Source organism: Rhodopirellula sp. JB055 (assembly GCF_043100905.1).
GTDB lineage: Bacteria > Planctomycetota > Planctomycetia > Pirellulales > Pirellulaceae > Rhodopirellula.
In genome coordinates, this window is record NZ_JBICHO010000251.1 from 1 (window position 1) to 8,226 (window position 8,226).

General features: G+C 58.0%; 6 protein-coding genes and 2 pseudogenes. 3 read left to right on the top strand and 5 right to left on the bottom strand.

Annotated features, from left to right (window positions below; translation table 11 throughout):
* Positions 1-261 precede the first annotated feature (261 nt).
* From leuD to glmS, 4 genes are all read right to left on the bottom strand, one after another.
* Positions 262-852: a 3-isopropylmalate dehydratase small subunit gene (gene leuD, locus ACF8AM_RS10365; RefSeq protein ID WP_392555573.1), complete on the bottom strand. Its 591-nt coding sequence runs from the start codon at positions 850-852 to the stop codon at positions 262-264.
* 173 nt (positions 853-1,025) lie between these two features.
* Positions 1,026-2,483 (bottom strand): 3-isopropylmalate dehydratase large subunit, encoded by a 1,458-nt coding sequence (gene leuC / locus ACF8AM_RS10370; protein ID WP_392555574.1) that lies wholly within the window; start codon positions 2,481-2,483, stop codon positions 1,026-1,028.
* A 182-nt stretch (positions 2,484-2,665) separates the two neighbouring features.
* A complete protein-coding gene (locus ACF8AM_RS10375) occupies positions 2,666-2,863 on the bottom strand; it encodes a hypothetical protein (RefSeq protein ID WP_274405444.1) in 198 nt (65 codons plus the stop codon).
* A 135-nt stretch (positions 2,864-2,998) separates the two neighbouring features.
* Positions 2,999-4,852: a glutamine--fructose-6-phosphate transaminase (isomerizing) gene (gene glmS, locus ACF8AM_RS10380; RefSeq protein ID WP_392555575.1), complete on the bottom strand. Its 1,854-nt coding sequence runs from the start codon at positions 4,850-4,852 to the stop codon at positions 2,999-3,001.
* 569 nt (positions 4,853-5,421) lie between these two features.
* Between glmS and ACF8AM_RS10385 the strand changes: the two genes are divergently transcribed.
* From ACF8AM_RS10385 to ACF8AM_RS10395, 3 genes and pseudogenes are all read left to right on the top strand, one after another.
* A complete protein-coding gene (locus ACF8AM_RS10385) occupies positions 5,422-6,912 on the top strand; it encodes a sensor histidine kinase (RefSeq protein WP_392555576.1) in 1,491 nt (496 codons plus the stop codon).
* 162 nt (positions 6,913-7,074) lie between these two features.
* The gene (locus tag ACF8AM_RS10390) at positions 7,075-7,443 is read left to right on the top strand and encodes a DUF3127 domain-containing protein (RefSeq protein WP_392555577.1); all 369 of its coding nucleotides are present in this window, start codon (positions 7,075-7,077) and stop codon (positions 7,441-7,443) included.
* A 346-nt stretch (positions 7,444-7,789) separates the two neighbouring features.
* Positions 7,790-7,924 (top strand): annotated as a pseudogene (locus ACF8AM_RS10395) (hypothetical protein); the annotation flags it as partial.
* A gap of 60 nt (positions 7,925-7,984) precedes the next feature.
* Here ACF8AM_RS10395 and ACF8AM_RS10400 read toward each other — a convergent pair.
* Positions 7,985-8,155, bottom strand: a pseudogene (locus ACF8AM_RS10400) (glycogen/starch synthase); the annotation flags it as partial.
* Positions 8,156-8,226: the final 71 nt, after the last annotated feature.

The window sequence follows — 8,226 nt, forward strand, 5'->3', positions numbered from 1 at the left end:
AGCGTCAGCTTTTTCATAACCCGAAGCGTCAGCGAGGGAAAAACGATGTTGACTTCGCCTCGCTGACGCGTCGGGTTATGAAAAACCAATGCCTCACGCAAAAGCGCAACTTCAAAACATCGGAGCCAGCGCGGAACCCTCCCCGGCCCGAAGCAGGCCGCCCCTCCCAAAGGGAGGTTGACTAAAACAGCACGACCTCGAGGGCGGGCAAATGCCGCTACTGCCCTCGCAGGCAGAACCTTCGCGAGCGACCCAAGAAACTCAACCGCGAGCTTCTTCGAACGCGGTGATCTTGTCTTCGTGCTTCAGCGTCAACGCGATGTCATCGAGACCGTGCAACATGTTGTGCCGGCGACTCTCGTCGACTTCGAATGAACGCTCAAAGCCTTGGCCGTCCGTGATGACTTGCTTTTCCAAATCGACGGTCAACTGATACGGGTTCCCCTTCTCGGCTCGCTGGAACAATTCCTCCACGTCTTCTTCGGACAACGCGATCGGCAGGACGCCGTTTTTGAAGCAGTTGTTGAAGAAGATGTCTGCGAACGAGGGAGCGATCACGGCGCGAAAGCCATAATCGTCGAGCGCCCAAACCGCGTGTTCGCGGCTACTCCCGCTGCCAAAGTTTTGACGCGTGAGCAAGATCGACGCCCCTTTGACATTGATGCGATTGAGCTCAAAGTCAGGGTTCTCGGTCTCGCCGTCTTCCAGGAAACGCCAATCGAAGAACAAGAACTGGCCGAAGCCGGTTCGCTCAATGCGTTTCAGGAATTGCTTAGGGATGATTTGATCGGTGTCAACATTGGCACGATCCAACGTTGCGACAACGCCTTGGTGTACGGTGAAGTTTTGCATGATGGAAGCCTGCGGCTTCAGCTATCAGCGTTTCGCTTCTAGCTGCTTGCTATTGAGAGGTGGTTTGGTGGCCGACGGGCGTTCGCCCGGGTTGCCGGCGTGAAGACAGAAACAAAAAAGCCAGCGGCTCATCACGAACCGCTAGTACTCGAGCCAAATTGCCGCCTGGCAACTCAGCGATAATCCCAATTGCGGATGTCGACGAAGTGACCTTCGATCGCGGCCGCAGCGGCCATCGCAGGGCTGACCAAGTGTGTCCGGCCTCCCTTGCCCTGGCGTCCTTCGAAGTTGCGATTGCTGGTGCTGGCACAACGTTCCCCAGGAGCCAACTTGTCCGGGTTCATTGCCAAGCACATGCTGCAACCGGCTTCTCGCCAATCAAAACCAGCTTCCGTGAAGATCTTGTCCAAGCCTTCTTCTTCGGCTTGCAACTTCACCTTGCCACTACCGGGCACGATCATCGCGTTGACTTTGTCGCTGCAACGATAGCCTTTGATCACGGCCGCAGCGGCTCGTAAATCTTCGATCCGGGCGTTGGTGCAGGAACCGATGAAGACGCGATTGATTTCAATCTCGGTGATCGGCGTGCCTGCCTTCAGGTCCATGTACTGCAGTGCAGATGCCGTCGACTTCTGCACGTTCACGTCGGTGCTGTCACCGGGCGATGGCACCACCGAATCAACGCTGCAAACCTGACCGGGGTTGGTTCCCCAGGTCACTTGCGGACGAATGTCCTCGCCTTTGTACACGTTGCTGCGGTCGTAGGTCGCGCCGGGATCTGACGGCAACTTCTTCCATTGCTCCACAGCCGCGTCGAAGTCATCTGGGCACTCCGGACGACCACGCAAGTAATCGAACGTGGTTTGGTCGGGCGCGATCATGCCGGCGCGAGCCCCAGCTTCGATCGACATGTTGCAGACCGTCATTCGCTCTTCCATCGTCAGGTTGCGAACGGCGTCCCCGGTGAATTCGAGAACGTAACCTGTTCCGCCTGCGGTTCCGATTTCACCGATCAGATACAGGATCATGTCCTTAGCTGTCACTCCGCGAGCAAGATCGCCATCGACGCGAAGTTCGAACGTTTTGGGTTTGAACTGCAACAAAGTTTGCGTCGCCAACACGTGCTCGACTTCGCTGGTTCCGATCCCAAACGCGAGCGAACCAAACGCGCCGTGCGTGGCGGTGTGCGAGTCACCACAGACAATCGTCATGCCGGGCTGGGTGTAACCGTTCTCGGGGCCGATCACGTGCACAATGCCTTGACGCACATCGTCGATGTCAAACAGTTGAACACCGAACTCTTTGCAGTTCTCACGCAGGGTTTGGATCTGCTTGGAACTGATCGGATCCGCGATCGGCAGGCTGCGATCGGAGGTGGGAACATTGTGATCGGGAGTCGCGATGGTCCGCTCGGGGCGGCGAACGGGGCGGTTGTTGATCCGCAAACCTTCGAACGCCTGGGGGCTGGTCACTTCGTGGACCAAGTGCAGATCGATGTAAATGATCGCAGGCCCAGACTCGGGAGCGTGAACCAAGTGCTGGTCCCAAATTTTGTCCAGCAACGTTTGTTTGCCGGCGGATTGAGAAGAGGCCCCCGCTTGGCTAGGGGCAGTCGAAGAAGCGTCAGACATGGATCGTGAGACGAGCGTAGGTGGGGAAAACTGGGATTTTAATCCCGGGAACCCGACACTGTCGACACTCAACGGCAACCTGTCAACTCAAAGCGGTGACAGAAGTTGTGATCCGCAGCACCTTCGCCGCGACTCTCAATCATCCCACCAAATCCACTCACACTCACGGTGTGAGCCCCCGGCTAAACCGGCTCTTCGATGAATTCGTGAACGGGTTGCTGCCCCGGAACGATCCGAGTGATGCTGACCTTGGTGCGGCGGAGCTCTTCCACCTCTTCCAGCAGATTATTGAGCAAATCAGCGATCTCGGCTCCTGCCGTTTCGCCAATGTGGACCATGAGTGCTTTGCGTGAGTTGTAGCTCAATCCCCGATCGTTCATCTCAGGAGAACTCCACTGCAGGTGTACTTAAATAGAAACAGAAAACGCCCATCGGCTTGATCGTCCGACCTCGGACAACCGAGCAAAGGTTAGAACAGACCCTAATTCGCGACTAGGTTCGCCCAACCGCGAAATTCACTCAACCGTCACACTTTTCGCCAAATTACGGGGCTTATCAACGTCACAACCCCTCAAAACGGCAATATGGTAGGAGAGCAACTGAAGGGGGACGGCCGAGACAATTGGCTGCAAAAACTCGGGGACTTCCGGGATCATGATGACCTCGTCGGCGATCCGGCGAATCTGAGCTTCCTCGTGGCTGGCGACCGCGATCACGGGCCCCCCGCGAGCCTTGACCTCCTCCATGTTCGACATGACTTTGTCGTACGTCGTCCCGCGAGGCATGATGAAAACGCTGGGAGTGTGCTTGTCGACCAGCGCGATCGGGCCGTGTTTCATCTCCGCTGCGGGATAGCCTTCGGCGTGGATGTAACTGATTTCTTTCAGCTTCAGGGCTCCCTCGAGCGCCGTCGGGAAGTTGTAACGACGACCGAGATACAAAAAGTTCGACGCGTCGGCGTACTTCGCGGCAATCCGACGGACTTCTGAATCGCAAGTCAACGCTTGCTCCACTGCGGCCGGCAACCGCCGCAATTCTTCGATGATGCGGCCGCCCGACTCGAAACTCATGTGCCGCATCCGGCCAAAGTACAGCGACAACATCGCCAGCACACAGCACTGGCTGGAATACGCCTTGGTACTGGCGACACCAATCTCAGGTCCAGCGTGAAGGTAAACCCCGCCGTCGGCCGCCTGAGCGATGGAGCTGCCCACGACGTTGCACAGCGCCAAAGTGCGGTGCCCTTTGCGTTTGGTCTCGTTGAGAGCCGCCAGCGTGTCAGCGGTCTCACCGCTTTGAGTGATCCCGAAAACCAGCGTGTTGTTCTCAATCGGCGGGTTTCGATAACGAAGCTCGCTGGCGTATTCAACACACACAGGAATCCGTGCGAATTCCTCAATCATGTATTCCCCGACCAAGGCCGAGTGCCAACTGGTTCCACAACCAGTCAGAATGATGCGCTCCACGCCCCGAAGCTGTTGCGGCGTCAGGTTCAATCCGCCAAAGACCGCCGTCGCGTCTTCGTCGTTCAACCGGCCTCGCATCGCGTTGCGAAGCGAATCGGGTTGCTCGTGAATTTCTTTGAGCATGTAGTGCTCATAGCCGTTCATGCTGACTTCGCCAGTGTCTTCGGCCAACGGCTGAATGTTGACCCGCACCTTTCCGCTGTCGCGATGCAGCACGGTGAAGCCTTCTGCCGTCAGCACTGCGATTTGGTGGTCGGCCAAGTAAACGATGCGATCGGTTCGTCCCGAAATGGGCGACGCATCGCTGGCGACGAAGTACTCGCCGCGGCCAACGCCCAACACCAACGGGCTGCCAAAACGAGCCGCGATGAGCAGGCCCGGTTTCTCTCGAAACGCAACGGCCAAACCATAGGTGCCGCGAAGCTGTCCGATCGCCCACTGCACGGCGGTGACGTACCGCATGTTGGGCTGAGCCGGATCGGGCGGCGTGTTTTTCAACCCCTCGGCCACCAAGTGCGCAATCACTTCACTGTCAGTCGCAGACTTGAAGACGTAGCCCTTGGCGGTCAACTCATCTTTGAGAACCTGGAAGTTCTCGATCACGCCGTTGTGAGCCAGAACGACTTCGCCCTCCCCACCGATGTGCGGGTGAGCATTCTCTTCGGTCGCCGGCCCGTGGGTGGCCCAGCGAGTGTGCCCCAGCCCCAAGGTGCCTTCCGACGGGGTGCCCAATCGATCGGCCAGTGCCTGGATTCGCCCGACCGACCGCGTGATCGAAATTTCGTTTCCGCCGTGAATGGCCACCCCAGCACTGTCGTAGCCGCGGTACTCCAAACGACGAAGTCCATCGACCAAAAACTCAGCCGCTTGATCCGCGCCGACGTATCCAACAATTCCACACATGGCTCTCGCCGCTATCCGAATGACGAAAAAATGAACTCGCGATCATTGCTATGTCCCACGGGAACGTAGTTCACGTCAAGAGACGCCCACCCGATCACCGCTGCAAAATCCGCTCTGGGACGCCACGCCACCGACTTAAAACAGACTCCGAACAACGCCCGCGAACGCTTTATCGGCACGTGCATCGCATCCGATCCAACCCTTTGACGCCCCCGGATTCGGATGATTCCTCGAAACGCTCAAAACCGCTACCACCCGTCCAGTTTCCCAGTCCCGCCGAACCGACGCCGCTGACACGACAGCATTCTTCCCCGCAAAACGATTTTTGCGAGTAACGCACAACGATGGAGCGACCGTTGCTGCATTTGCCGTGTCCTGCAGCGTGAAGTCAATTTGACCGGCTCTCCAGCGGCATTCTGTCGACCTAACCTTCGTCGGTGTTCTTCCCCACCCTGGAGAAAAGCCCTTCTAACAAGCGAATTCGCACGAAAGACGCGGAGTCCAAACAGCAGACGCAGAGACCAGCGGCACCCGCACGCCAGCCCCGTCGTGAACGAAAGACAACCACCATGCCCCTGTCCAGCCAACGATCCATCAACGGTCGCGCCGCTCGTCCCAGTCGCCGCGTCCACCGCAGCACTTCATCGCCCCGGAAAGAAACGGCCTCCGATCCACTCGGCGCTGCCGTCCGCCTGCTCAGCGAAACAGCGCACGATTTGAAATCGCCGCTGGCAGGAATCGCCGCCACCATGGAAGTCATCCGAGATGGCAGCCTTGGCGACATCACGCCGTCTCAATCCGAATTCCTCCTCGCGGCAATGAACCAATGCCGCTACATCGATTCCCTGATTGGCGAACTGTCGCGAGCGGAACGTCTGAGATCAGGAATGCCACGCGTTCGCCGGGTCGCGACGAAACGGTCCGCGATTCGCGAATCGGTCGAACTGGCCACACGTTCCCTGCTCAGCAACAAACACATCGACTTGCTTTGGGATGGCGTCGATCCTGGCTGCGCCGATGTGCTGATCGACTCGACGATCCTTTCGCGACTGTTGACCAATCTGATCATCAACGCGGAACGAGCCAGCCAATCCGGTTCGCCAATCCTGATTCGCGTGGAAGACGACCTGCCTCGCGGCGTCGCGGTTTGGTCCGTGATCGATCGCGGGAGAGGCATCTCGCCTCAAAGGCTGCAGCAAATCAGCGGTGCCAACTCGATCGAGTCAGACCTGGGCGGCGAGGGGCTTGGGCTGATGATCGCTCGCCAAATGGCGTCGCTTCATTATTCGTCGCTGACGTTGCGAAGCCGCCTGGGAAGCGGCACCGACGCCGTCTTCGAAACTCCGCTCGCAACCCCGGCCGCGATTGCAACCACATTCGCCCGATTCCGCTCTCAGAAACGCGGTGTTCGATCTCGCCCCCAAACCATCCAACAATGGAAATCGGGCGTGCAGGCAACTGCAGAACGTGAACTCCTGAGTGGCACACGAGTCCGGATTGAGAACTCGCCGACACGTTCGTCCTGGCACGAGGTTCAACTGCAATCCGACGACAGCCGCCCCCTACGGCCAGATCGTTTGGCCCTCGGGCGAGTCACGGCTGACGAAGAATGCTCCATGGAACTGGCGGATCGCTTCGACGAAACGCTGCAGTACAACCTCAGCCAATTTGAACTGGCCTACCGGACCTCACGTCGCAGTTGGGTGTGCGCTTTCGACGCCGACCATCACACCATGCCGGCTCGCATGCAGCAAATCGAATCGCTCTCGCAACGGGTCACCCCCGCCATTCGATTGCAGTGGAGCGCCCCCTCGATCGTGCCCGTGCAAGAACGCAACCTGCAATGCTTGCTGCTCGATGCGATGACCACGCGATCGCTGGCCGAAGCACCGGGAACGATCCCCGACGTCGACTCCGTTCGACTAGGGACCCCGGAGATCCCGTATTCTCCCGTCGCTTCCGCCCGACTCGACGAGGAACTTCGACGAATGAATCAACGCCTGCGATCACAATCCGAACGACTTCGAGCCCAGTCCGCGGCTCTGCGACCGCAAAACTGAATTCGAGCGACCACGGCCCCAAAGACGCGAGGACTTCTCAACGTTTGGCTTTAGGTCCTTTAGTCGTTTGCGAACAACGTTTACACTTCGCCGCTGTGATTGCTCCGGTCAGTTTTCGACGGAGCAGACGATTTTACGAGAAACATGCGGGCGAGTAGCGAGATGAGTGATTCAACAGTTCGAGGCGTGGTCCACGTGATCGAAGAAACCAAGACTTACGGTCAAAAAGGGTTCCGAAAACGAATGGTGGTTCTCGAACAAGACAAAGGCAGCTTCAGCAACTACGTTCCCATCGAATTCACGCGAGACGCTTGCGACACCGTGGACGAGATGAACATGGGTGACGAAGTCGAAGTCGCCTACCGTCTGAACGGCCGAAAATGGCAGCGTGATCCACAAAGCGAAGTCAAATACTTCGTCAGCGTCGAAGCACTCTCCTACAAGGTGCTTGGCGCATCGGGCGGAAACGCAGGCGGTGCAGAAGCCGCCAACGATGCCTTCAACGAAGTCGACGACGAAGCTCCCTTCTGATCTGCAGCGCCGGCTCACCAACTGAACACCAACCCGAAAAGCCCGCCAAACCATCGCGTTTGGGGGCTTTTTGCATTTGCTCACCCCCGATTTCGATTGCGCGTATTTTCGCGTTTGACCGCAAATCGATTCGACGGCACTGCAATTAACTTGGCACCAGTCATTCGGGGGACTAAAAACAGGCTCCAGACGACTCAGTTTGCCCATTTGTGTCTGCGGAGCACAGAAAAAACGTTCAGCCGCCCCCCAACGACACTTGAGGCAGCTCTCAGTCGCCTGTTTCATTCCGACCGAAGGGAGCCCGCTCAACATGCCTTCCGATCCGATGACGCTGATGCGGCTCTCGATGCTGCGGTACAAAACCGGGCGTCTGGAACGTTATCTCGCCACTGCAGACCGGGCACGCGAAATCCAGCGAGAAAACCTGCTTCGACGAATCCGGCAAAACGCGAACACCGCGTTCGGTCGCGATCATGGATTCTCCGAGATCCGCACGCTCGAAGATTACCGGAAACGAGTGCCAATCGCGGGCTACGAAGCAGGTCGTTTCGATCGGCAATCCGCACTGACGGATAGATCGAAAAGCAGGCATCACGATCGCACAGCGGTGGCCTTTGGCGGCAACGCGGGAAGGCAAGGCACCACACACGTCGGCCAGACCGCCGGTCTTGGCAAACGGCACGGCTTCGGTGGTCAGGTAGACAATGTTCAACTTGGATGTCCGTCAGTGATGTTGCGTCGGCGCCGCGTCGGCCCTAATCCTCTGATCGACTCTGGGTCGAA